22 protein-coding genes are annotated in these 23,240 nt (G+C 64.7%); 4 read left to right on the forward strand and 18 right to left on the reverse strand.

What is annotated here, in order from left to right:
• Positions 1–41: 41 nt before the first annotated feature.
• Both ACEN8I_RS18960 and ACEN8I_RS18965 read left to right on the forward strand, forming a co-directional pair.
• Positions 42–1,295 (forward strand): MFS transporter, encoded by a 1,254-nt coding sequence (locus tag ACEN8I_RS18960; RefSeq protein WP_413330133.1) that lies wholly within the window; start codon positions 42–44, stop codon positions 1,293–1,295.
• A 105-nt stretch (positions 1,296–1,400) separates the two neighbouring features.
• Positions 1,401–2,180, forward strand: a complete 780-nt coding sequence (locus ACEN8I_RS18965) for a MipA/OmpV family protein (protein WP_413330134.1) — start codon at positions 1,401–1,403, stop codon at positions 2,178–2,180.
• A gap of 21 nt (positions 2,181–2,201) precedes the next feature.
• Here the strand turns inward: ACEN8I_RS18965 and ACEN8I_RS18970 are convergent, their stop codons facing one another.
• The 11 genes from ACEN8I_RS18970 to ACEN8I_RS19020 form a co-directional block, all read right to left on the reverse strand.
• On the reverse strand, positions 2,202–3,080 hold the full coding sequence (locus ACEN8I_RS18970; protein ID WP_413330136.1) for a sugar phosphate isomerase/epimerase family protein: 879 nt from the start codon (positions 3,078–3,080) through the stop codon (positions 2,202–2,204).
• Positions 3,077–3,991, reverse strand: a complete 915-nt coding sequence (locus ACEN8I_RS18975; RefSeq protein ID WP_413330137.1) for an NAD(P)-dependent oxidoreductase — start codon at positions 3,989–3,991, stop codon at positions 3,077–3,079. Before ACEN8I_RS18975 ends, ACEN8I_RS18970 begins: the two co-directional genes overlap by 4 nt.
• Before the next feature lie 4 nt (positions 3,992–3,995).
• The gene (locus ACEN8I_RS18980) at positions 3,996–4,697 is read right to left on the reverse strand and encodes an SDR family NAD(P)-dependent oxidoreductase (protein WP_413330138.1); all 702 of its coding nucleotides are present in this window, start codon (positions 4,695–4,697) and stop codon (positions 3,996–3,998) included.
• A gap of 11 nt (positions 4,698–4,708) precedes the next feature.
• Positions 4,709–5,674: a Bug family tripartite tricarboxylate transporter substrate binding protein gene (locus tag ACEN8I_RS18985; protein ID WP_413330139.1), complete on the reverse strand. Its 966-nt coding sequence runs from the start codon at positions 5,672–5,674 to the stop codon at positions 4,709–4,711.
• Positions 5,675–5,733: 59 nt separating this feature from the next.
• Positions 5,734–6,924, reverse strand: coding sequence for a dihydrodipicolinate synthase family protein (locus tag ACEN8I_RS18990; protein ID WP_413330140.1), 1,191 nt, complete (start codon positions 6,922–6,924; stop codon positions 5,734–5,736).
• A gap of 10 nt (positions 6,925–6,934) precedes the next feature.
• Positions 6,935–8,098, reverse strand: coding sequence for a Gfo/Idh/MocA family protein (locus ACEN8I_RS18995; RefSeq protein WP_413330141.1), 1,164 nt, complete (start codon positions 8,096–8,098; stop codon positions 6,935–6,937).
• A gap of 21 nt (positions 8,099–8,119) precedes the next feature.
• On the reverse strand, positions 8,120–9,547 hold the full coding sequence (locus ACEN8I_RS19000; protein WP_413330142.1) for an enolase C-terminal domain-like protein: 1,428 nt from the start codon (positions 9,545–9,547) through the stop codon (positions 8,120–8,122).
• A gap of 23 nt (positions 9,548–9,570) precedes the next feature.
• The gene (locus ACEN8I_RS19005; RefSeq protein WP_413330143.1) at positions 9,571–10,350 is read right to left on the reverse strand and encodes an ABC transporter ATP-binding protein; all 780 of its coding nucleotides are present in this window, start codon (positions 10,348–10,350) and stop codon (positions 9,571–9,573) included.
• A gap of 18 nt (positions 10,351–10,368) precedes the next feature.
• Positions 10,369–11,385 (reverse strand): ABC transporter substrate-binding protein, encoded by a 1,017-nt coding sequence (locus ACEN8I_RS19010; protein ID WP_413330144.1) that lies wholly within the window; start codon positions 11,383–11,385, stop codon positions 10,369–10,371.
• An 82-nt stretch (positions 11,386–11,467) separates the two neighbouring features.
• On the reverse strand, positions 11,468–12,241 hold the full coding sequence (locus tag ACEN8I_RS19015) for an ABC transporter permease (protein ID WP_413330145.1): 774 nt from the start codon (positions 12,239–12,241) through the stop codon (positions 11,468–11,470).
• Positions 12,242–12,388: 147 nt separating this feature from the next.
• Positions 12,389–13,036, reverse strand: coding sequence for a TetR family transcriptional regulator (locus ACEN8I_RS19020; protein WP_413330146.1), 648 nt, complete (start codon positions 13,034–13,036; stop codon positions 12,389–12,391).
• 162 nt (positions 13,037–13,198) lie between these two features.
• Here ACEN8I_RS19020 and ACEN8I_RS19025 point away from each other — a divergent pair, with 162 nt between their 5' ends.
• Both ACEN8I_RS19025 and ACEN8I_RS19030 read left to right on the forward strand, forming a co-directional pair.
• Positions 13,199–13,507: a hypothetical protein gene (locus tag ACEN8I_RS19025; RefSeq protein ID WP_413330147.1), complete on the forward strand. Its 309-nt coding sequence runs from the start codon at positions 13,199–13,201 to the stop codon at positions 13,505–13,507.
• Between the two features lie 100 nt (positions 13,508–13,607).
• A complete protein-coding gene (locus ACEN8I_RS19030) occupies positions 13,608–15,326 on the forward strand; it encodes a thiamine pyrophosphate-binding protein (protein ID WP_413330148.1) in 1,719 nt (572 codons plus the stop codon).
• A gap of 90 nt (positions 15,327–15,416) precedes the next feature.
• On the opposite strand, the gene ACEN8I_RS19035 is transcribed toward ACEN8I_RS19030, so the two are convergent.
• The 7 genes from ACEN8I_RS19035 to yedA form a co-directional block, all read right to left on the reverse strand.
• Entirely contained in the window at positions 15,417–17,054 is a 1,638-nt protein-coding gene (locus ACEN8I_RS19035) for an ABC transporter substrate-binding protein (protein WP_413330149.1), read from the reverse strand.
• Between the two features lie 134 nt (positions 17,055–17,188).
• Entirely contained in the window at positions 17,189–18,205 is a 1,017-nt protein-coding gene (locus ACEN8I_RS19040) for a peptide ABC transporter ATP-binding protein (RefSeq protein ID WP_413330150.1), read from the reverse strand.
• Positions 18,202–19,218, reverse strand: coding sequence for an ABC transporter ATP-binding protein (locus tag ACEN8I_RS19045; RefSeq protein ID WP_413330151.1), 1,017 nt, complete (start codon positions 19,216–19,218; stop codon positions 18,202–18,204). The genes ACEN8I_RS19040 and ACEN8I_RS19045 overlap by 4 nt, the downstream gene beginning before the upstream one ends.
• Before the next feature lie 160 nt (positions 19,219–19,378).
• Entirely contained in the window at positions 19,379–20,278 is a 900-nt protein-coding gene (locus ACEN8I_RS19050) for an ABC transporter permease subunit (RefSeq protein WP_007873180.1), read from the reverse strand.
• Entirely contained in the window at positions 20,275–21,285 is a 1,011-nt protein-coding gene (locus ACEN8I_RS19055; RefSeq protein ID WP_074575205.1) for an ABC transporter permease subunit, read from the reverse strand. Before ACEN8I_RS19055 ends, ACEN8I_RS19050 begins: the two co-directional genes overlap by 4 nt.
• 424 nt (positions 21,286–21,709) lie before the next feature.
• Positions 21,710–22,168 carry an SWIB/MDM2 domain-containing protein gene (locus tag ACEN8I_RS19060; protein WP_036840065.1) on the reverse strand — a complete coding sequence of 153 codons (459 nt, stop codon included), beginning with the start codon at positions 22,166–22,168 and terminating at the stop codon, positions 21,710–21,712.
• A 108-nt stretch (positions 22,169–22,276) separates the two neighbouring features.
• Positions 22,277–23,200 carry a drug/metabolite exporter YedA gene (gene yedA / locus ACEN8I_RS19065; protein ID WP_413330152.1) on the reverse strand — a complete coding sequence of 308 codons (924 nt, stop codon included), beginning with the start codon at positions 23,198–23,200 and terminating at the stop codon, positions 22,277–22,279.
• Between the last annotated feature and the right edge of the window lie 40 nt (positions 23,201–23,240).

The raw sequence follows: 23,240 nt of genomic DNA on the forward strand, positions 1-23,240 counted from the left end.
TGTCGCATTTCAGCAGGCAAGGCCAATACTACGATAGCGCCATGAATACTTCAAGCACTGCGGCCGCCGGCAACGCGATTTCGCTCAAGCAGGACGCCAGCGTCATCGGCCTGGTCGGTACTGCCCACCTGATCAGCCACTTCAGCCAGTTGCTGCTGGCGCCGCTGTTTCCCTGGCTCAAGGAAGCCTTCAATGTCAGCTATGCCGAACTCGGCTTCCTGATGACCCTCTTTTTCGTCACCTCTTGCGCGGTGCAGGCGCTGTCGGGTTTTGTGGTGGACAAATTCGGCCCACGCCCCATCCTCTTCGGTGGCCTCACTTTGCTGGGCCTGGCGGCCTTCGGTTATTCCATCAGCACCAGCTACTGGATGATGGCCGGCTTTGCCGTGATCGCCGGCGTAGGCAACGGCGTCTTTCACCCGGTCGACTACACGCTGCTCAACCGCAAGGTCAGCGCGCCGCGCCTGGGCCATGCCTACAGCGTGCACGGCATCACCGGCAGCCTGGGCTGGGCGCTGGCCCCGGCCATGCTGGTGCCGCTGACTTTCGCTTTTTCATGGCGCGTGGCGCTGACCTGCGCGGGTGTGCTGGCTTTCGCGGTGCTGGCGGTGCTGGTAGCCAATCGCGACAAGCTGACCTTGACCGTCACGGCGCCGGCCAAGGGTGCGCCGGCGGCCGACAGCTCGCTGGGCTTTTTGAAAATTCCCGCGGTCTGGATGTGCTTTGCCTTTTTCTTCTGGTACGCGATCGTGCTCAGCGTGGTGCAGGCCTTCGCGCCCGAGGCCGCGCGCCACCTGCATGAGGTGCCGCTGCCGTTGGTCGCCATGTGCCTGACCATCTATATGGTGTGCAGCGCCGGCGGCATGGTGTTCGGCGGTTTTCTCGCCTCGGACCCGGCGCGCTGCGAGCGCATCGTGGGCGTGGGTTTTGGCGTGGCGGCCGTGTTCGCGCTGCTGCTGGCCCTGGGCAGCTACCCCGCCTGGGTGGTGCCTGTGCTGTTCGGCGTCATGGGTTTTGCCTCGGGCATCGCCGGGCCCTCGCGCGACCTGCTGGTCAAGCGCTCCACGCCTGAAAACGCCTCGGGCCGCGTCTATGGCGTGGTCTACGCGGGCCTGGACATAGGTCAGGCCGTCTCGCCGCTGGTCTTCGGCGCGATGATGGACCACGGCCAGTACCGCGGTGTGTTGCTGGGCCTGGCGCTGATGCAGGCTGTGTTGATCGCCAGCGCCTTCAATGTCCGCCGCGTGCGCCGCACGGCCCTGCCGGCAGCGGGTCAGCTGCCCACGGCCGTCTAGAAAACCGGGGCCAGGCCGCGCCCTGTGTGCGCGGCAACAACGGTTTTTGGGGGGAGTTGTGCGCGCCCATGGCCTGAAAAGGAGGCCAGGCCTATACTGATTTGCATGACTTTAAACCGGCATGCGATCACGCTTTCCACTCGCGCCTTGCTGGGCGCCGCGGGCTTGCTGCTGCCTTTGCTGGCCGCCGCGCAGATCGCGCCGCTGAAGTACGAATTGACCGGCGACCTGGGCGGCGCCGTCTACGGTACACAAAGCGTGATCCGTAGCAAGGGCAATGAAACCCGTTTGCTGCCCTACGGCTTTTTTGACTATGGCCGCCTCGCCGTGCGCGTGGACACCCTGAGCCTGAAGACCGTGAAGTTCGGCTACGGCTACCTGGAGTTCGCGGGCCGTGTCAGCCAGGACGGCTGGCGAGCCGACACTGCCGCGCTGTCGGGCCTCAAAGACCGCAAGACCCCGATCCCGCTGGGCATAGGCACTTTCCAGGAAACGCCTTATGGCGCCTTGTTCCTGAATGCCTTTGTTGACGCCAACAAGTCGCACGGCAGCCTGCTGGAGGCCACTTACGCGGCGGAGTTCAAGCTGGGAAGCTGGTCCTTCTTCCCGCAGCTGGGGCTGGAGTACAGCAACGCCAAATACAACAACTACCTTTATGGTGTCAGCGCGGTGGAGTCGGCCGCCAGCGGCTTCTCGGTCTACAACGCCGGCGCCTCGACGTCCCCGGTGCTGGGGCTGGGCGTGGACGTTCCGCTGGGCGAACCCTGGACACTGACCATGCAAGTGCGCCGCAAATGGCTGGATTCCTCGGTGCGCAACAGCCCGCTGATCAGCCGCCGCACGCAGGACACTGGCTTTATCGCCGTGTCTTATCGCTTCAGGTAAGCGGTCCCTCGAGAGCCCCTTCTAAACCGCCGATTTGTGCCGGGTTATGCAGGTGTCCAGCACCTCGCCGCTATCGCGCTGCCACCAGTTGCCGGTCGAAAAAATCTCCACTTCGCTATAACCCGCAAAGCCCTGGGCCTCCACCCAGCCGCGGATTTTCGGGATGTCGATCACGCCGTCGCCCATCATGCCGCGGTCGTTGAGCAAATCGGTGGTCGGCGTCAGCCAGTCGCAGACGTGGAAGGCCAGTAGCCTTTCCTTGCCGGCGCGCCGGATCTGGGCTTCGAGCTTGGGATCCCACCAGACGTGGTAGACGTCCACCGCCACGCCTAGCGCGCCGCTTCTGGCGGGATCCAGTGCATCGCAGACGTCCAGTGCATGTTCCAGGGTGTTGATGCAGGCGCGGTCGGCCGCATACATGGGGTGCAGCGGTTCTATCGCCAGCGGCATTTTGCAGGCCTTGGCGTAGTCCAGCAGGGCGGCGATACCGTCATGCACCTGGCTGCGCGACAGCGCGATGTCCTTGTGCGCCGCCTTGCCGGTCAGCGCGCCGGGCAGGCCGCCCACCACCAGCACCAGGCAGGCGGCATTCAGCTCGCAGGCCTCGTCGACGGCGCGGCGGTTGTCCTCGTGCGCGGCCTTGAGGCCCGCCGCATCGGCCGCGGGGAACATGCCGCCGCGGCAGTAGCCCGAGAGCTGTAGCCCATGGGTTTTGACCAGCTTTGAAATGAGCGGCAGGCCGGCGGCCGCCACCTGGTCGCGCCAGGGCGAGATCGCGCGTATGCCGCGCGCCGCGCAAGCTTCGAGGATGTCCGTGAGCGGCTGCTCGACGCCCCGGCTTTTGCGCACGGTCGCGGTGTTGATGGAGAGCCAGCGGTGGTCTTGGGAGAAATTTCTCATGGCGAAGTTTGATTCGGGTCGGTGGGAGGCAGTTCGGTTTTGCGCCGGCGCAGTTCGCGGATGATGGCTGCGTTATCGAGCTCGCCGTCACCGGCGGCGACCGCCGCGCGCAGCAGGGCCGCATGCGCTTGCGACAAGGGCAGCTCTTGCCCGGCGGCTGCGGCGCTGTCAATCATCAGGCTGAGGTCCTTGAGGTGCTGGCGTATGCGCGACTGCGGCGCGAAGTCGCCCTCCACCATCATCCGGCCCTTGGCCTGCGCCGCGCCGGAGGTCGCCGGGCTGGCCAGCACCAGCGCCAGGAATTGTTCGGGCGCGATACCCAGGCTTTCGGCAAAGACCATCCCTTCAGCCAGCGCCGCGCGGTTCAGGCCCAGCACCAGGTTGGTGGCCAGCTTGGCCCTGGCCCCCATGCCGGCGCCGCCCACGTGGAAACGCTGGCCGGCCATCGCGGCCAGCACGGCTTCGCACTGGCGCAGCGATTCGGTTTCGCCGCCCAGCAGCAAGGTGGCCTCGCCCGCAGCGATCTGCTGGCTGGAGCCCGAGAGCGGCGCTTCGATAAAGGCAATGCCGCGCGCGGCCAGGCGCGCGGCCAGCGCCTCGAGTTCATGCGGCGTACCGGTGGAGCAGTCGATGATGCTGCGAACGCCGGGGACGGACAGCAGGCCTTCGGACCCCTCGACCACGCTGAGCACATCAGCGGTATCAAACACGGCCAGCACCACGCGGGAGGCCGCACCGGCGACCTCGGTGAGAGATGCGGCGACACGGCCTCCCTTGGCCGCCAGCGCGGCGCGGGCTTCTTCGCGCAGGTCATAGCCCGTGACCTCAAAGCCGGCGGCCATCAGGCGCCGCGCGAGCGCCGTGCCGACCAGGCCCAGGCCGACGATGCCTATGGAGTCTTTCGCAGCCATGGTTTCACGCCGCGAGCGACGCGCCTCCGCAGATCTGGATGTCCTGGCCGGTGATGGCCGCGGCATCCGGCGAGAGCAGGAAGGAGACCAGCGCGGCGATCTCCGCCGGCCGTATCAGCCGGCCAAGCGGCGGCAGCTTGGGCGGGGTGTTGGCGCGCGCCGGGTCGGCGAGCATGGCGGTTTCGGTGGCCGCCGGAGACACCACATTGACGGTTACGCCCGAAGCCGCGGTTTCCGCGGCCCAGCTGCGCGCCAGTGCCACGAGAGCCGCCTTGGTCGCCGCATACTGGCTGCGGCCGGCCATGCCGCGCGCCACGCGGCTACCGACCAGCACCACACGGCCTGCGCCGGCCTGCGCCATGGCGGGAACCACCAGGTTGGCGATGCGCGTGACCGCATCGACATGCAGTTGCCACATCAGCCGTGAATCCTCGCTGGACAGCTCACCCAGCCGGCCCACGCGCAGCACGCCGGCGGCGTGGACCAGGGCCTGCAAGGCGCCGGCCGAGCGCACGGCCTGCTCGGTGGCCTCGGCATGGCACAGGTTGACTGCGGTGGACGAAAACGCCGGGTGCACGATGCGCGCGGGTGCGACGTCCAGGCCTATCACATCCCAGCCCTGGTCCAGCAGGGCCTGCGCGATGGCCAGGCCTATGCCCGAGCTGCTGCCCGTGACGAGTGCGCGCTTGACGTCTTCAGCAGCCATGGCGGAATGCCTTATTCGACACGGATGTTGCCGTCCGTGATGATTTTCTGCGAACGCGCCATGTCGGTGTTCTGGAATTTCGCGAAATCATCCGGGGTGCCGGGTGTGAGCACCAGGCCTTGCTGTATGAGTTTTTCGCGCATTTCCCCGGCCAGCGCCTTGCTGGTTTCGGCGTTGAGCTTGTGCGTGATCTCAGCCGGGAGTTTGGCCGGCGCCCAGAGGCCGTACCAGCTGTAAAACTCAAAGCCCGGAATCGTCTCGGCCACCGTCGGCACATCAGGCAGGCTGGGTGCGCGTTTGTCGCCGGTGACGGCGACGACGCGCAGCATGCCGCTCTTGTGGTACTGCAGCGAGCCGAGTATGGGGTCTATGAAACCGTCGATCTGGCCGCCTATCAAATCCTGGAAGGCGGGTGCCGTGCCCTTGTAAGGCACGACGGTGTATTCGATGCCGCCGGCGCGCTTGAGCAACTCGGTCGAAAGATGGCCCGCCGAGCCTATGGAGCCGACCGCGAAGGTCATTTTCCCGGGGTTGGCCTTGGCGTAGGCGATCAACGACTTCACGTCGGTGACCGGCAGGTTTTTGTTGATGGCCACCGACAGCGGCGCCTTGGCGACCAGCGAGATGGGCGTGAAGTCCTTGACCACGCCATAGGGCACGGACTTCATGGTCATGGGCGCGGTCGTGAAGGTGGAGGCATTGAAGAGCAGGGTATAGCCGTCCGCGGGCGCCTGCGCCACCAGACCGGCGCCTATGGTGCCGTTGCCGCCCGCGCGGTTTTCCACCACAAAGGGCTGGCCCATTTGTTCGCCCAGTTTCTGCGCGAGCTGTCGGCCCACCGCGTCCAGCGTGCCGCCGGGCGGGAAGGGGATGATGACCTTGACGGGGCGGCTGGGATAGGCCTGCGCGGCGGCGCCAAAGGCCGCAGCCGCGAGGCCGGCGGCCAGGCAGGCTTTGAGGAAGTTGCGTGTCTTCATGCTTGTCTCCAGATGATTTATTTATGAGTGATCCGGCAGGAATAGGGCAACGGGGGGCGTCACTCCACTCCGTGCAGCGCAAGCAGGGTTTTCATGCGCCCCACTGCCAGCTCGGGTTGCTCCAGCAGGTTGGCCACATCGGCCAGGCGGAATAGTTCCGCAAAGTGCTGCAGCGAACGCGTGCTCTGCTGTCCGCCCACCATGGTGAAGTGGCTCTGGTGGCCGTTGAGCCAGGCCATGAAGACCACGCCGGTTTTGTAAAAACGCGTGGGTGCGGCAAAGATGTGGCGCGACAGCGGCACGGTGGGGCCCAGGATGGCGTGGAATTTCTCCACGTTGCCTTGTGCCAGTTCACCGAGTGCGGCGCTGGCGGCCGGTGCGATGGCGTCGAAGATGCCCAGCAAGGCATCGCTCTGGCCGTGCGTTGCTTCCTTGCCGAAGCCGTCGCCGGCAATCAGCTCGGCGTAGTTGAAGTCGTCGCCGGTGTACATGCGCACACCGGCGGGCAGCCTGCGGCGCATCGCGATTTCCTTGTCCTTGTCGAGCAGCGAGATCTTGATGCCGTCAACCTTGCCGGCATGTGCCTCGATGATGCCCAGTGCCGTGTCCATGGCGCGGTCCGGATCGGGGTTGCCCCAGTAGCCCGCCAGGGCCGGGTCGAACATGTCGCCCAGCCAGTGCAGCACCACGGGTTGTTTTGCCTGGCGCAGGATGCGGTCGTAGACGCGCTCGTAGTCGGCCGGGCTTTTGGCCACGCGGGCCAACGCGCGCGAAGCCATCACGATGAGCTTGCCGCCCAGCTTCTCGATGGCCTCCATCTGCTCTTCGTAACCCGCAATGACCTCATCGACGGTCTTGACGTTTTCCAGCACCAGGTGGTCGGTACCGCAACCGGAAGCAACGAGCGCACCCGGCACGTCTTTGGCCGCGTCCAGCGAGCGGCGTATCAGCTCCAGCGAGGTCGGCCAGTCCAGGCCCATGCCGCGCTGCGCCGTGTCCATGGCCTCGGCCACGCCCAGGCCCAGCGACCACAGGTGGCGACGGTAGGCGATGGTGGTGTCCCAGTCGATGGCGCAGGCCAGCCACGGGTCCACCGCCGCCAGCGGGTCGGCCACCACATGCGCGGCGGAATAGGCGATGCGGTTGAACTTCAGCCCTGCGGCGGGTTTGATGGGTGTGCTGCCGCGCAGCGTGTAGGGCTTGAGGCCGCCGCTATCGCCGGCATGGGGCAAGGTCAGTGTCAGTGCCATGGTGTGCCCCTCAAACCTTCAGCGGCGGCACGTCGATCCAGCGCCGCTCTTTCCAGCTTTGCAGGGCCGCCTCGACCAGCTGCACGCCCTTGGCGCCTTCGGGCAGCGTCCACTTGTAGGGTTCGTTCTCGACCACGTGGCGTATGAAGTGCTCCCACTGGATCTTGAAGCCGTTGTCATAGGTTTGCGAGTCCGGCACTTCCTGCCACTGGTCGAAGAAATTCATCATCTGCTTCTCGTCGGGGTTCCACACCGGGCGCGGCGTGGTCACGCGCGACTGGGCGCGGCAGCTCGAGAGGCCCGCCACGGCCGAGCCGTGCGTGCCGTCCACGTGGAAGGTGACCAGGTCGTCGCGGCGCACGCGGGTGGCCCAGGACATGTTCATCTGGGCGATGACCGGCTCGCCGTTGTGGCCCGTGAGTTCGGCCGTGGCATAGGCCGCGTCGTCGGCGGTGGCCTTGTAGGGCTTGCCGGCTTCGTCCCAGCGTTCGGGGATGTGGGTGGCGCCTATGCAGGAGACGGACTTGACCTCGCCGAACAGGTTGTCCAGCACATAGCGCCAATGGCACATCATGTCCAGGATCATGCCGCCGCCGTCTTCGCTACGGTAGTTCCAGCTCGGGCGCTGGATCGGCTGCAGGTCGCCCTCGAACACCCAGTAGCCGAACTCCAGGCGTACCGACAGCATGCGGCCGAAGAAGCCCGCGCGGCGCAGCATGTCGAGCTTGCGCAGGCCGGGCAGGAAGAGCTTGTCCTGCACCGCGCCGTGTTTCAGGCCGGACTTTTCGGCCAGGCGGGCGATCTCGACGGCCTCGTTGAGGTTGGTGGCGATCGGTTTTTCGCAGTAGACATGCTTGCCGGCGCGTATGGCTTTGGCCAGCAGCGTCGGGCGCATCTGCGTGGTGCCGGCATCGAAGAAGAGGGTGTCGTCCTTGCTCTTCAGCGCCTCGTCGAGGTCGGTTCCCCAGCGCGAAAGGCCATGGGCCTTGGCCAGGGCCTCGATCTTTTCGGCGTTGCGGCCGATCAGGATGGGGTCGGGCATGACCTTGTCGCCGTTGGAGAGCGTGACGCCGCCCTGTTTGCGTATCGCGACGATGGAGCGGATCAGATGCTGGTTCATGCCCATGCGTCCCGTCACGCCGTGCATGATGATGCCAAGCCGTTGTGTGCTCATAAGTACTCCTTGTTGCCTTGTTCAATAAGAGGAACGCATCGCGTCCCAGGAAATATGGCCGCCGGCCTGGCCGGTGCCGAAACCGGGGCTGTCGAGCGAGCCCAGCGCGATCTGCCCGCTCTTGATGCGCAGCCGCACCGCGTCGAAGCTGTATTCGTACAGCGTGTCGTGCGCCAGCAGCAGGTTTTGCTGTTCGTCTTTGGGCGCCGCCATCAGGCCGTTGACGTAGTGGTGGCCGTTGCGCTCCACATGCTCCAGGCCCAGCCAGCCGACCAGCGCCAGGTCCTGCTGCACGCCCAGGCCGGCCTGCATGGTGAGGTCTTCCCCCGAGAGAAAATGGTGCGCGCCGGGCGTCTCGGCGTTCCACAGCGCGCAGCGCGCGGCGTTGATGATGGATTTGTAGAAACCTTTGCAGCTTTTGCTGGACACGCCGCTGTAGCCCAGCCGCCTGGCCTGGACAAAGGCGTCCAGCGTGGCGTCGGATTCATCGACCAGCAGGGGAATTTGCCTGGCCAGTGTGGAGACGTCCTGCGCCAGCGCCTGGTCGCGGCGCAGCGGCTGCTCCACAAAAGCGGTGCGGGCCAGCAGTGGCGCGAGCTGAGGCTCCGAGGTGAGCCGCGCGAAAAAATCGGCAAAAGCGCCGGCGCTCGCGTACTGCTCGTTGCCGTCCAGCGTGATGACGCGCGCCGTGCCTTCCAGCACATGGCTGATGGACAGGAGGCGCGCCATGTCGGCTTCGGTGTCGCCGCTGAGCTTGATCTTGAAATGGCGGTGGCCGTAGCGCGTGATGGCCGACTCCAGCGAGGTGGGCAAGCCGTCCATGGGTTCCTGCGGTTCGTCGGCATGGCTGATCGCATCGGCCAGCCCCACGGTATGCCGCGCGGCGATCTGTTTGCGCGGCATCTGCCGCGACATGAAGCGCGCCATGTCGAAATCGCGCAGGTCGGCCGCCAGGCCGCTGCCGCGCAGTTCCACACCAGCCGCATTGGCGCTCATGCCGGCGGCAAAACTGCAATCGAGCTTGAGCAGCAGCGCGTCCAGGATCGCGCGGTCCAGCAGCGCCGGGCCGTAGCCGGCGGCCAGCGGGTTCAGGCCGGCGGCCGCGCCGCTTTGGAGCAGCGCCTGGTAGTGCTGCGCGAAATGCTGCCACGCGGTCCTGGCGGAATTGTCGGCGCAATAGGCCGCGCGGGCCGCCAGCAAGGCGTCGCGCAGCTGCTGGAAGTTGTCCTCGTTCGAGAGCGCCGGGTTTTTGTCGAACCACTTCGGGATCATCATCTCCGCCGCGCAGCCCTGCGAAGTCGACCCGTCGGCAAAACGGATGCGGGCCTGCACAAAGACCTGGGGGCACGAATTCACGGTGGCTGCGCCGAAGCGAAAGGGCAGGCGCAGCACCACGTCGCGCTCGGAAAAGCGGATTTCCTCGATCCGGAAGCGAAGAGCCTGGTCCATGAGATTGACGCCTGGTGGCTTGTTCAGTGGTCCAGCGTGCCCTGCGAATAAAAATGCGCGCGCACTTTTTTGGTGTAGACCGCGAACTCGGGCGAGCCCATCATGTCCAGTGTGCGCGGGCGCGGCAGGTCGATGTCGTAGGTCGCGGCGATGGAGCCCGGCCGTTCGCTCATCACGATGACGCGGTCCGACAGGAACACCGCCTCGGGAATGCTGTGGGTGATCAGCAGCACGGTTTTGCGCGAAGCCGACCAGATGCGCTGCAGTTCCAGGTTCATTTTTTCGCGCGTCATCGCGTCCAGCGCGCCGAAGGGCTCGTCCATCAGCAGCACCGAGGGATCGTGCAGCAGCGCCCGGCAGATCGAGGCGCGCTGCTGCATGCCGCCCGACAGCTGCCAGGGGTATTTGTTTTCAAAGCCCTTGAGGCCGGCCATCTCTATCAGCTGCTGCGCCTTGGCCAGGGCCTGCTCCTTGGGCATGTGGCGCATTTCGGCCTGCAGCAGGATGTTTTTGAGCACCGTGCGCCAGGCCAGCAGCACGGCGCTCTGAAACACGATGCCCACGTCTTTCTGCGGCCCGTTGATGGGCTTGCCCGCCAGCGTCAGCGTGCCGCCCGAGATCGGCAGCAGGCCGGCCACCATCTTCAGCAGCGTGCTTTTTCCGCAACCCGAAGGCCCGACGACGGAGATGAATTCACCCTCGCGGATCGAAAAATCCAGCGGCTTGAGCGACTCGACGGGGCCGTCCTTGGTCTGGTAGGTCTTGGAGACACCGCGGGCTTCTATTAAATGGTCGTTGGGCATGAATGCGATGCGCCTTCTTCAGTTCGCTGGCAGGAAGTCCAGGCTCACATAGTCTTCGGGCTTGCCGCGTGTGGAGGCGTCCATGCCGCCGTACTGCACCAGCAGGTCCAGCGAATCGCTGACGTTTTTCATGGTCACGCGGAAGGGGCGCTGGTTGGCGGTTTCCTTGGTGTGGTAGAGCGCCGCGCTTTGTTTCATGCCCACGATCAGCGTGTCGCGCACGCCGGCCTTGGGGTTGGCTTTGAGCATGGCGTCGACGGCGGCCTCGGGGCTCTTCTCGGCGGCTTCGGCGGCGCGCGTGGAGGCGCGCATAAAGCGTTTGACGAGGTCGGGGTTCTCGGTCAGCAGGTTTTTGTTGGTGATGATGCCGGAGCTGATCTGGTTGATGCCCGAGTCGGCAAAGCGTATGGGGTGGACCGGCTTGCCGGTAGCGTCCTGCAGCTTGATGGCCTGGTCCATCACATAGCCGAGCAGCAGGTCGGCCTGGCCGTTCATCACGGCATTGAGTTTTGTCTGGCCGTCACCCGAGACGATCTTGACCTGGTCGGCCTGGATGTTGTTGGCCTTGAGGAACAGCGGCCACATCTGCGACATCGAGTCGCCCGGCGTGGTGGCCACCGTCTTGCCGATGATGTCTTTGGGTGTCTTGATGTTTTTATCCGCAAAGCCCATGACCGACATGGGGCTCACCTGGAACAGCACGCCGGTGGACTTGAGCGGCGCGCCCTTGGCGGCGGCCTTGATCATGGTGGTGACGTCGATATAGCCGAAGGTCGCCGACTTCGCGGCCACGGCCTGGGCAGTGACGGCCGAGCCGCGGCCTTCCTGGATGTCCAGGTCTATGCCTTCCTCGGCATAGAAGCCGCGTTCCTTGCCGAGGAAAAAGGGCGCGTGCTCGCTGTAGAGGTACCAGTTGAGCATCAGCGTGACTTTTTCGGGTGCCTTGGTCTGCGCGCGGGCGGGCACGGCCAGGGTCAAGGCCAGCGCCAGCGCGCCCGCCGTGGCTGTCAGCAGGGAGGGAAAACGTTTTTTCATGATGTGTCTCCTGGGGTTGCCGTGATGGAACGTGAATAGGGGAACGTGAAACGGATGAAAAGAGGCGAAGGACTCAAGGAACTTAGAACACCTGGCGCTGCGAGGCATGCCAGGGAATCATCAGCCGCTCGACCAGGTCTATGGCCGCGAACAGCAGTACGCCTATGGAAGACAGCACCACCAGCGCGGCGAACATCAGCGGCAGGTCGAAATTGCCGTTGGCCACCTGCAGCACATAACCGATGCCGGAGTTCGAGCCGACGAACTCGCCGACCACGGCGCCCACCACGGCCAGTGTGATGGACACCTTCAGGCCGCTGAAGATGGCGGGCAGGGCCTGCGGCAGGCTGATCTTGAAAAAGGTCTGCAGGCGGCTCGCGCCCATGGAACGCGCCAGGTCCAGCATGTCGGGCTCGACCGACTTGAAGCCCATGACGGTGGACACCACGACGGGGAAGAAGCCCAGCAGAAAAGCCGAGATGATCTTGGGAAAGATGCCGAAGCCGAACCACACGACAAACAGCGGCGCGATCGCGACCTTGGGGATGCTTTGCGAGAACACCAGCAAGGGGTAGACGTAGGACTCGACGACGCGGGAGTAGGCGATCACCATGGCCAGCGGGATGCCGATCAGGATGGTGAGCGCGAAACCGCCCAGCGTGGCCTGCGTGGTTTTCCAGCTTTCGCGCAGCAGGCGGCTCCATTCGGAGATCAGTTGCTCCACGACCTGCTCGGGACGGGGAATCAGGTAGGCCGGGATCTTGAAGACGCGTATGGCGATATCCCACAGCACCAGCAGCAGGATGATCAGCAGGAAAGGCCTGAGCGCCGGTAACAGCAGCAACTTGCGCAGCATCGGATAAGTCTCCTGGTTGCCATGCGGCATGGCGCCGCAGGCCGGCACGTCCGTATGTAACTATATGGTGAATTGTTGAGGCTGGGCCGGGAGGCTGTCAACCGCCCCTAGGGAAACCTCGGGGGTGGGCTGGCGGGCTCGCCGCGCTCAGCGCATCACGTAGCCGAGCACCATGTCCGTCATGTGCGACAGGCGCTGGGCCATGGCTTTGGGGGCGCGCAGATCGCGCCCGAAGATGGTCGAGAGCGTCTGGTTATTGGAGAGATAGAAGTAGCAGATCGAGGCGATGGAGATATACAGCTGGATCGGGTCTATGCCGGCGCGGAACAGCTCCTGGCGGCGCCCGCGCTCGAGCACCGTGTCCAGCATCTGCACCAGGGGCGAGTTCATCTCCTGGATGCGCGAAGACTTCTTCAAATGCGCCGCGTTGTGCTGGTTTTCACTGTTGAGAAGCGAGATGAACTCGGGGTGCTCGAGGTAGTAGTGCCAGGTGAAGGAGACCAGTTCGCGGATCGCCTCAACCGGGTCCATTTCATCGAGGTGCAGCTTCTGCTCGGCCGCGCGTATGTCGGCGTAGGTGTTCTCCAGCACCGCGAGGAAGAGGTCGTCCTTGCTCTTGAAGTAGTAGTAGATCAGGCGCTTGTTGATGTCGGCGCGCTCGGCGATGCGATCCACCCGGGCGCCGGCCAGGCCGTAGAGCGCGAACTCGTCGCGCGCCGCCAGCAGTATGGTTTGTTGTGAGCGGTCCGCGTCGCGTGAGCGGGGTTCCTGTGCGGAAGAAGAAGTGGCTGCCATGTTGCAAATTTAACTGTTTGGTGAATTAATGCAAGCCCGGTAACCCGGGTGGCAATGAGCGGGCGTCGCGCACGGGCACTACCGCTGCCGGCGCCGTCGCCGCATAATGAAGCAGGCCCAGGCCATTCTCGCCGGGCTGCAACGCAAGCCAAGGAGGCCGCCATGACCAATTCGAACACGCCCAAAGACGGTGATTTCGCGCACTGGATTGAAGAGAAATCCGAAGCGCTGAAGTTTGAGCTTGGCGAAAAATTCCCCGTGCCGCCTACCATCCTGGTCTCCCCCACGGTGCACGCCGAAACTGGCCGGCAAAAGCTCGAGGAGGTACTGCTGGAGCACGAAGAGCCGACCCAGGAATTCCTCGACGAACTCGCCGCGCTCGAAGCGGCCCCGCCACTCAGCGACGAAGAGTTGGCCCGCCAGGCCCTGGCCGCCGGCGGCGGTGATGGCGACGCGGCAACACCGGAATAAGCGCAGCGTCGCGCGCGAGGCTGGGCTCTCTTCATTCCAGCAGGGGCCGCAGCGGCTCCCCTAGGGGGAGCGTGGGTGTCGTATCCAGCACAATAGGCACATGACTGCACAACTTGCCGGCCACCTCCTCGTTGACTGCCTTCTGGCCCAAGGCGTTACCCACGCATTCGGTGTTCCCGGTGAAAGCTACCTGGCCGTGCTTGACGGCCTGCATGCGCGCCGGGACAAGATCCAGTTCGTCACCTGCCGGCAGGAGGGCGGCGCGGCTTTTATGGCCGAGGCCCACGGCAAGCTGACCGGCCGGCCCGGCGTGTGCATGGTCACGCGCGGCCCGGGCGCCACGAATGCCTCCATCGGCGTGCACACGGCCTTCCAGGACTCTACGCCCATGGTGCTGCTGGTGGGCGACGTGGCCAGCGATTGCCGCGACCGCGAGGCCTTCCAGGAGGTGGACTACTTCAATTTTTTCGGCCCCAGCACCAAGGGCTTTGCGAAGCGCGTGGAGCGCATCGACGAAGCCGACCGCATTCCCGAATACGTGGCGCGGGCGTTTGCCACCGCGATGAACGGCCGCCCCGGCCCGGTGGTGCTGGTGCTGCCTGAGGACATGCTTACCCGCATGACGTCCGCGCAGCCGCTGCCGCGCGTGGAGGCGGTGCAGGCCTGGAGCGACCCGGGCTCGCTGCGCACGTTGCGCGAGATGCTGCTGAAGTCCGAGCGGCCGATGATCATCGCGGGCGGCGGAGGCTGGACGCCGCAGTCGGCGCAGGCGCTGCAGCGTTTCGCCGAAAACTGGAAGCTGCCGGTGGGCAATGCCTTCCGCTTCCAGGACACTTTTGACAATCACCACCCGCTGTACGCCGGCGACGTGGGCATAGGCCTCAATCCCAAGCTGGCCGCGCGTGTCAAAGCCAGCGACCTGATCATCGCCATAGGCCCGCGCCTGGGCGAGATGACGACCGGCGGCTACACGCTGCTGCAGGCGCCGCGCCCCGCGCAGAAACTGGTGCACATCCACGCCAGCGCCGAGGAGCTCAACCGCGTCTACCAGGCCGACCTGGCGATCAACGCCACCATGAATGCCGCCGCGCGCTCGCTGGAGGTGCTGACGGCGCCGGTGAGCGTGGCCTGGGAAGCCTGGACGGCGTCGGCGAACGAGGACTACCTGGAGAACCTCAAGCCCACACCCTCGGCCAACCTGCCCGGCGATATCGACATGCCGGCCATCGTCGGCCTGCTGCAAAAGCATTTGCCGCTTGACGCGGTGCTGACCAACGGTGCGGGCAACTTTGCGAGCTGGGTGCACCGCTTCTTCAAACACCACGGCTTGGTCAAGGGCCACAAGACACAGCTTGCGCCCACCGTGGGCGCCATGGGTTACGGCGTGCCGGCCGGCATCGCGGCGGCCATCACGACGGGCAGGGTGGCTTTCACCATCGCGGGCGACGGCGATTTTTTGATGAACGGCCAGGAGCTGGCCACGGCCGTGCAGCACGGCGCCAAAAGCATCATCGTGCTGCTCAACAACGGCATGTACGGCACCATACGCATGCACCAGGAAAGGGAGTACCCGCGGCACGAAAGCGGCTCGCGCCTGAACAACCCGGATTTCGCCGGCCTGGCGCGCGCCTACGGTTATGCCGGCGTGCGCATCACGCGCACCGCCGAGTTCGAGGCCGAGCTGCTGGCGGCACTGGAACGCAAGGAGGGCACGGTGATCGAGGTGATGCTGGACCCGGAAGTCATCACCACGCGTGGCACGCTGTCGTCCATCACAGAAAGTGCGCTGGCCCGGGCATCGCAGCAAGCGCAGCAGTAGCCCTAACAGCGTGCATAAAAAAAGGCCGGGATAACCCGGCCTTTTTTGTGGGCGGCGGCTTCATGATGAAGCCGCCTTGCGCACCAGGGATTATTCCTTGATGTCCACAGCGTAGAAGTTGTGGCGGCCGAAGGGGCTGTTCTTGTAGCCGATCACGCTCTTGCGCACGGGCTTCAACTGCACCGCGTGGGCGATGGTGAACCAGGGAGCTTGCTCCTTGAAGATGACCTGTGCCTGCTGGTAGAGCTTGTTGCGCTCCGCGGGGTTGGTCACGGTCTTGGCTTTCAGGACCAGGTCTTCATAAGGCTGGTAGCAGAACTTGGCGATATTGGAGCCGCTGGCGGACTGGGCCGAAGCGCAGCCGAGCAGGGTGTACATGAAGTTGTCAGGATCGCCGTTGTCGCCGGTCCAGCCCAGCATGCCCATCTGGTGCTCGCCGGCCTGCAGGCGCTTGCGGTACTCGCCCCATTCGAAGCTCTTGATCTCGGCGGTCACGCCGACCTTGACCAGGTCAGCCTGCATCAACTCGGCGATGCGCTTGGCATTCGGGTTGTAGGGGCGCTGCACGGGCATGGCCCACAGGTCGGTGGTGAAGCCGTTGGGGTAGCCGGCCTGGGCCAGCAATTTCTTGGCGGCTTCGGGGTTGTACTCGTCGTCCTTGATGGCGTTGTTGTACGCGGCCATGGTCGGCGGGATCGGGTTCTTGGCGGCAACGCCGGTGCTCAGGTACACGCCCTCGACAATGGCTTTCTTGTTGATCGCCATGTTGATGGCCTTGCGCACGCGCACGTCGTCAAAAGGCTTCTTGGTCGTGTTGTAGGCCATGTAGCCTACGTTCAGGCCGGCTTGCTCGACGATGGTCACGTTCGGGTCCTTGCGGATCGCGTCCAGGTCGGCGGGATTGGGGTAGGGCATGACCTGGCATTCGTTCTTCTGCAGCTTGGCCCAGCGAACCGATGCGTCAGGCGTGATCGAGTACACGAGGTCGTCGATCTTGGCCTTGCCGCCCCAGTACTGCGGGAAGGCCTTGTAGCGGATGATCGCGTCTTTCTGGTACTGCACCAGGTAGAAGGGGCCGGTGCCGACCGGATCCTGGTCGATTTTTTCCGGCGTGCCGGCCTTGAGCATGGCGTCGGCGTATTCTTTGGACTGCACGGCCGCGTAAGGCATGGCCAGGTTGGCCAGGAAAGGCGCTTCCGGCTGGTTCAGCGTGATCTTGACGGTGAGGTCGTTGACCTTGTCCACCGACTTGATCAGCTTGGGCATGCCCATGTCGCTGAAGTAGGAGTGATTCGGGCTGGTGACCTTGAAGAAGGCGTTGTCTTCCTTCCACTGGCGCTCGAACATGAACAGCACGTCGTCGGCGTTGAAGTCGCGCGTTGGCTTGAAGGCCTTGTTGGAGGCGTGCCATTTCACGCCCTTGCGCAGGTGGAAGGTGTATTCCTTGCCGTCGGCGGAAATGTCCCACTTCTCGGCCAGCCCGGGAATCACCTTGGTGCCGCCGTATTCGAATTCCACGAGGCGGTTGTAGACGGGTTCGTTGGCATCGAACGAGGTACCCGTGGTGTTGACGCCAGGGTAGAAGTTCTCGGGGCTGCCTTCAGAGCAGAACACCAGCGTCTTTGCGGAGACGGGTGAAAGTGCCAGCAGCGCTGGCAGGGCGACGGCGCACAGCAATGCGCGCTTGACCGGGCGTAGCCGGCTTGCACTTGGTTTGGTCTGAATCATTTGACGATCCCTTTGGAGGTTAATGCTGCTTTGCAGCGGGGCTTGCGGCCAGATTGCACAACATTTGTGACGTTGTGCGCCCTGGTCATTAAAAAACGTGGCCTGAAACCGGTGCAAAAGAGCATGGTTTCAGGTCACGCAGTGAGAAAGTTTTCAGCATAGTGGCACGCAACCTGCCGGTCCGCAACCTCGCGCAGCTGTGGCCTTTCGGCGCGGCAGCGGTCGGTGACATGCGGGCAGCGGGTGGAAAAGACACAGCCGGTGGGCGGGTTCAGCGGCGAGGGCAGCTCGCCCTTGAGCACGATGCGCTGCCTGACGCCGGTGCTGCCGGCCAGGCCCGGCGTGGAGGCCAGCAAGGCCTGGGTGTAGGGGTGCAGGGGCCGGTTGAACAGGGCGTTTTTCTCGCCTTGCTCGACCGCGTGGCCCAGGTACATCACCAGCACGTCGTGGGCGATGTGGCGCACCACGCCCAGGTCGTGTGAGATGAACAGGTAGGCCAGACCCATGGACTGCTGCAGGTCGGCCAGCAGGTTGAGCACCTGGGCCTGGATGGAGACGTCCAGCGCCGAGACGGGCTCGTCGGCCACCACCACGGTGGGGTTGAGCATCAGCGCGCGCGCGATGGCGATGCGCTGGCGCTGGCCGCCCGAAAACATGTGGGGGTAACGGTCGTAGTGCTCGGGGCGCAGGCCCACCATGGCCAGCATGGCGCGGGCCTTGGCGGAGCGCTCCTCGGCATTGAGGCTGGTGTTGATTTCGAGCGGCGCCTCCAGGATGGCGCCGATTTTCTTGCGCGGGTTCAGCGAACCGTAGGGGTTCTGGAACACCAGCTGCACGGCCTTGCGCAGGCCCTTGCGTTCTTCCTGGGCGCCGTTCACCGCATCGATACCGGTGATGGTCAACTCGCCACCGGTCGGGGTTTCGATCAGCGAGACCATGCGCGCCAGGGTCGACTTGCCGCAGCCCGACTCGCCGACGACGGCCAGCGTCTTGCCGGCATGGACCGAGAAGGACACGCCGCCGACGGCCTGCAGGTGGTCGGACTTGCGCATGAAACCGCGGCGGATCTCATAGACCTGCCTGAGGTTTTTGGCCTCGACGACGGGGCCGGTTGGCGCGGTAGCCGGGGTGGTGATGGCGGCGGTGCTCATTGCGCGGCCTCCACCAGCGGGGTGTCGCGTTCGATGTTGGCCTGCCGGCTGGGATCGCCCAGCGGGTAGTGGCAGCGCACCATGCCGTCCTTCCAGGCGCGCAGCAGCGGGCGCTCGTTGCGCGAATGCTCGGTGGCGTAGGCGCAGCGCGGGGCGAACAGGCAGCCCTTCGGCCGGTCATAGAGGCCGGGCACCATGCCGGGAATGGTCGCCAGGCGCGCGCTGCCGTCGCTGCGCTCGGGCAGGGCCGACAGCAGGGCTTCGGTATAGGGGTGCTGCGGCGTGTTGAAAAGGGCGTGCGCGGCCTGCTCTTCCATGATCTGGCCGGCATACATGACCGCGATGCGTTGCGCCATTTCGGACACCACCCCCATGTTGTGGGTGATCAGCACCAGGGCCATGCCGCGCTCCTTCTGCAGGCTGCGCAGCAGGTCCAGGATCTGCGCCTGGATGGTCACGTCCAGCGCCGTGGTCGGTTCGTCGGCGATCAGCAGGCGCGGGTTGCAGGCAATCGCCATGGCGATCATCACGCGCTGGTTCATGCCGCCCGAGAGCTGGTGCGGGTAGGCCTTGAGCCGGGTTTCGGGCGAATTGATGCCGACCTGCTCAAGCAGTTCGATGGCCTTGCGCGTGGCGGCTTTTTTGTCCATGCCCAGATGCAGGCGCAGGGTTTCGGTGATCTGGAAGCCGATGGTGAAGCAGGGGTTCAGGCTGGTCGTCGGCTCCTGGAAGATCATGGCCACGTCTTTGCCGATGAGCTTGTTGCGCTCACCCTGCGAGAGCTGGAGCAGGTCGTGGCCGGCGAAGCGCAGCTTGTCGGCCTTGACGCGGCCGGGGTAGGCCACCAGGCCCATCAAGGCCATCATGGTGACGCTCTTGCCAGAGCCGGATTCGCCGACGATGCCCAGGACTTCGCCTTCTTCAAGGGACAGGCTGATGCCGTCGACGGCGTGCATGACGCCGTTTTGCGAGGGAAATTCAACAGAAAGATTTTCGATTTCAAGAAGGGCCATGGTTAGGTCCTTTCACAGTGAGGAAATTTGGACAACAAGCTGCTTTTGGCGGCGGTCCAAGGGTATGGCCAGTGGCCGCGCGGAACCGGCTTTGCCGGGCCGCAGCGGCCGCCCCCTGGAAGGGGGGAGGCGGCTACACGAAGTGAGTCCGCAACGGGGGTCATCGTTTAAGTTTCGGGTCGAACGCGTCACGCAGTCCGTCGCCCAGCAAATTGAAGGCCAGCACAGTGATCAAAATTGCGAGGCCGGGGAAGGTAACCACCCACCAGGCGCGCAGCACGAATTCGCGGGCATCGGCCAGCATGGTGCCCCATTCGGGGGAGGGCGGCTGAGCGCCCAAGCCCAGGAAGCCCAGGGCGGCCGCGTCCAGGATGGCGGTGGACACGCCCAGCGAGGCCTGCACGATCAGCGGCGCCGTGCAGTTGGGCAGGATTTCGCTGAACATCAGGCGGATGCGGCTGGCGCCGCTCATGCGCGCGGCGGTCACGTAGTCGCGCGAGGTCTCGGCGATCACCGCGGCGCGCGTGATGCGCACGTAGTGCGGCAGCACCACGATGGCCACGGCCAGCATGGCGTTCATCAGGCCGGGGCCGAGGATGGCCACGATCACGATGGCCAGCAACAGGCTGGGCAGGGTCAGGATGATGTCCATCAGGCGCATCACCGCGATCTCGAAGATGCCGCGGAAAAAGCCCGCCAGCAGGCCCAGCACGGTGCCGACGATGACCGACAGCGCCACCACGGCCAGGCCTATGACCAGCGAGAGGCGGGCACCGTACATCAGGCGGGACAGGATGTCGCGGCCTATGGCGTCGGTGCCCAGGGGGTAGGTCCAGGAGCCGCCCGCCTGCCAGGCCGGCGGCTTGAGGAACACCGAGTTGTCGGTGATGTTGGGCGCGTGCGGCGCCAGCAGCGGTGCGAACAGCGCGACCAGCAGCACGCCAACGACGATGGCCAGGCCGATGACGGCGCCGTTGTTGGCGCTGAAGTAGTTCCAGAATTCGCGCAGCGGGTGCGGCGGCGCGGGCGCGGTAGCGGGTTTCAAGGTGGCCGTGCTCATCGCTGGTGCCTGATGCGTGGGTTAATGATGCCGTAGGTGATGTCCACCAGCAGGTTGACGGCCATGACGATGGCGCCCAGCAGCAAGATGCCGCCCTGCAGCACGGGGTAGTCGCGGCGGCTGATGGCCTCGATCAGCCACTTGCCGACGCCCGGCCACGAAAAAATGGTTTCGGTCAGGATGGCGCCGGTGAACAGCACGCCGACCTGCAAGCCGATCACGGTAATCACCGGGATCAGCGCGTTGCGCAGCGCATGCAGGGCCACCACACGCAGGTTGGAAAGCCCCTTGGCGCGCGCGGTGCGGATGTAGTCCTCGCCCAGCACCTCCAGCATGGCCGAGCGCGTCATGCGCGCGATCACCGCCAGCGGGTTGGTGCCCAGCACGATCATGGGCAATATCAGGTGCGAGGCCGCCGACCAGAATGCGCCCTTGTCGTCCGAGAGCAGCGAGTCGATCAGCAGAAAGCCCGTGGTGGGCTCGATGAAGTACTGCACCGACAGCCGGCCCGAGACCGGCGTCCAGCCCAATTGCACCGAGAACAGCAGGATCAGCAGCAGGCCCCACCAGAAAATCGGCATGGAGTAGCCCGTGAGGGACACCCCCATGACGCCGTGGTCGAGTATGGAGTTTCGCTTGACCGCCGCCAGGATGCCGGCCGGTATGCCGATCAGCAGCGCGAACAGGATGGCGCACAGGGCCAGCTCGATGGTGGCCGGAAACAGCGTGAGGAACTCGCGCAGCACGGGCTCCTGCGTGATCAGCGACTTGCCGAGGTCGCCCTTGAGCACGCGGCCGATGTAAATGCCGTACTGCACCATAACGGGCTTGTCCAGGCCGTATTCCTTGAGCAGTTGGGCATGGCGCACCGGATCGATGCCGCGTTCGCCCGCCATGGTTTCAATCGGGTCTCCCGGCACCATGCGGATGAGGAAGAAAGCCAGTAGCGTCATCCCCAGGAAGGTGGGAATGATCAGGCTCAGACGGGTAAAGATGAAGCGCAGCATTATCGCGAGAAGCAAAAACGCGGGATGCTAAAGCAGCGTTCAGCGTGTGCAGGGAAATTTGCGTCGCGAAGGCGACAGGCGGGGCGTGCGGAAGTATCCGCCGCCCCGGTCTTCAAATGCAGTGGCATCAACATGGGGAATCTTGTCTTGTCTAGTCAGGCCCGGGGCAGTGCCGCGGGGAATTTTTTATCTTAGCAACATTAGCTTCATTTTTCGGTATTGCCGCCGCCGGCGGGCTACCGAGTAACCCTATGGCATCAGCACGCCTACAGCGGCGCTTGCGGCGCTAATGAAGCCTGCCTGGAAGGCAAAAAGAGTAATGCAGGATGCGTGCCAGAGGGCGTGTGCGGCGCTTCGGTGCGGGATCACGCAGGCACAAAAAAAGGCCGGTGAAACCGGCCTTTTTGAAATCGGCAAAAGCCGATTACTTGACGTGCTTGCCGATCAGGCCAGCCATCTCGAACATCGACACTTGCGCCTTGCCGAAAACGGCGCGCAGTTTTTCGTCGGCGTTGATCATGCGCTTGTTGATCTTGTCCTGCAGGCCCTTGGATTTGATGTAAACCCACAGCTTGCTGACAATCTCGGTGCGTGGCAGGGGCTTGTCGCCCACCACGGCTGCCAGTGCGGGGCTCAAGGTCAGCGCTTTCATGAACGCTGCATTGGGCGTGCGCTTTTTGGCGGGCGCTTTTTTTGCTGCTGGCTTTTTGGCCGCAACCTTCTTGGCGGGAGCTGCTTTCTTCGCGGCTACCTTTTTCGCAGGCGCTGCCTTTTTCGCAGGAGCCTTCTTCGCTGGAGCTGCTTTCTTCGCAGCTACTTTCTTTGCCGGAGCAGCCTTTTTAGCAGGCGCTTTTTTAGCCGGAGCTTTTTTTGCAGTTGCCATGATTGATTTTCCTTCTAGAAGTTGATAAATCACCACCCGGATAACTACTTCCTTGTGGCAATGCGGATGCTACTGGAGAAAAACGCAGTTTCCTAGCGAAAAACCACTTTATTTGCGCCTGGATGTTGCAGATTTACCTCTGAAAATCAGGAAGACGCCCATGAGAATCACGCCGCAGGCGGCCCATTCGCCCCCTGTGACCCGCTCTCCGGCGAAAAAAGCGCCCAGGAAAATCGCGATCAAGGGGTTCACAAAGGCGTAGCTGGTGGCCACCGCGGGCGAGGCATTGGCCAGCAAATACAAGTAGGCGCTGAAGGCGATCAGCGAGCCGAACACCACGAGATAGAGCCAGGCGAGCAGCGCCTCGGGCTGCGCCGGCCAGTTCGCGGCGGCCTCGCGGTGTTCACCCAGTGCAAGAGAAATCAGCATCAACACCGCGCCGCCGCACAACATTTCGCTGGCAAAACCGGCGGGACCGTTGGCCAGCGGCAAGCGCGTGGCGGACAGTACCGAGCCCAGCGACCACAGCAGCGTGGCCCCCGCGATGCAGGCGAGCCCCACGGGCGCAGCGCCGAAACTCGCGCCCCGCACCAGCATCAACACGCCGGCCAGGCCCACCGCCATGCCGATGAATTCCAGCCGGCTGGGCCGCTGGCCCAGCAGCAGGCCCCAGGCCGACACCAGCATGGGCACGATGGCGATGAAGGTGGCGATCAGGCCCGAGCCGATGTGGACTTCGGCCGAGGCCGTCAGCCCCATGCCGCCGCCCAGCATCAGCGTGCCGATGACGGCCGCATGGACCCATTCGCGCCGGCTGGGCAGCTTGTGCCCGCGCGCCAGCACCCAGGCCATCAGCAGCACGCCGGCCGTCAGAAAGCGCGTGCCCATCTGGAAAAACGGCGGAAAGCTGAGCAGCGCGAAGCGGATCGCCAGGTAGGTCGAGCCCCAGACCAGGTAGCAGGCGAGCAGGGCGGGGATCAACAGCGCCGGCGCCTTGCCGGCGGCGGGTGAGGAGAGGGTGGTGGAGGTCATGCCGGGATGTTAGGTTGCCGAGCGCACCCAAGCCATGCAA

Source organism: Polaromonas sp. CT11-55, assembly GCF_047303325.1.
In the GTDB taxonomy this organism is placed as follows: Bacteria; Pseudomonadota; Gammaproteobacteria; order Burkholderiales; family Burkholderiaceae_C; genus Polaromonas.